Below are 1,454 nucleotides of genomic sequence, written 5' to 3' on the forward strand. Positions count from 1 at the left end.
GACTTCGGTAACGGAGCCGTCCCAGTCAAGCGGTTTTGCGCATCATGATTGATCCGCCAAGGCGGTGTAGCTGTACCCGTTCGTGTCCGCCCTGCTTTCTGTCGCGGCCTTCGGTTGAGATCCTTCGGGTACATGCTTCGGTTCGTGGTCAGCGCGACGGCTGCCAACATGATGCTGGTTCGATGTAATTCCGATGTGCCCATCTCATTGGCGTGCTTGATTGAAGTCAGCGACGGTCCAGACCTCGGCATCATCGGAACCACGTCCCTGCGGGACCTCGAAGGCCTGCGATCAAGCAGGCAGCAAGTGGAGAGACATTCGATCAAGCCGTATTTGGTGCTACATCCGGTTGGAACACGGTGCCATCGACCCAAATCCGATGCAGGATGACAGCAATGCGACGCGCGAGGGCGACCATCGCAATTTTTCGACCTCGACGTTGCGCCAGTTGAGCTCCCCATGTTCGCAGCCACGTCGACCGTCCGCGGCTCATCATGACAGTTGCGGCCTGGCACAACGCCCGCCTCAGGTTTACGTCGCCGGCCTTGGTAATGCCGCCAGACACATCACGCTCACCGGACTGGTTGCGAGAAGGCGTCAGGCCAACCCAGGGACCGACTCGCTTTGAAGACCGGAAGCGCGCCGGATCATCGACGGCTGCACGGAAGGTTAGTGCAACGACCGTGCCAATTCCTGGCATCGTCATCAAACGGAGGCAAACCGGATCGTCCTGGGCAAGCTGACGCACCTGCTTCTCAAGGGTCGCAAGCTCCAATCGCAAGGATGCTCTGGCACGCAACATAGGTTTGGTAGCGGATTCCAGCATGAGGTTGCCTTCCGCCAACTCTCGGATGCGGGCTTCGAACCTACCACGAGAAGTCGCGCCGACCTTGAGACCGAAGTTCCGTAGCAAGCCTCTCAACGACATCTCCAAGGCGATCATGTTCTGCTGAATGGCTTTTCGGGCGCCGAGCACAGCGCGGGTTTCCTGAGCAGAGACGGATTTGCAATGAACCGGGCGGAACCAGCCAAGATGAAGCAGACGCGCAATCCCTTCAGCATCCCGTCGATCCGTCTTGATTGGCATTGCTTTCAGTGCTCCTTTCACCTGGCGGGTTTCCATAAGCACTGCATCCAAGCCCAACTCTGCCAGCCCTCGATGCAGCCACTGCGACATAGGTCCAGCCTCCAGGCCAATCGCAGCTATGTCACCGTCTAAACCACACATCCAATGGGCCAATACCTCTGGTTCGCTCGCAGCCTCGGCCTCTTTGATGATCTCGCCATGCTCGCTGAGCACGCATATCGCGGTCTTGGCCAATGACACGTCTAGTCCAATAAATAGTCTCATCCCGTCGTCCTCCAGGTAGGTTCAATACGGGAATGGCGGCAGCGCAGCGCGGATTTGACAAGTGGTAACGGCGGTGCGTGACGCAGGCCCCGTTACGGCATCT

The 1,454-nt window shown here is 58.4% G+C and carries 1 protein-coding gene; it reads right to left on the reverse strand.

Translation table 11 applies throughout. From position 1 onward, the window contains the following. Positions 1 to 322: 322 nt before the first annotated feature. A complete protein-coding gene (locus AC2FFA_RS22525; protein ID WP_496853310.1) occupies positions 323 to 1,351 on the reverse strand; it encodes an IS110 family RNA-guided transposase in 1,029 nt (342 codons plus the stop codon). Between the last annotated feature and the right edge of the window lie 103 nt (positions 1,352 to 1,454).

The organism is Ruegeria sp. YTSB088 (genome assembly GCF_059609825.1).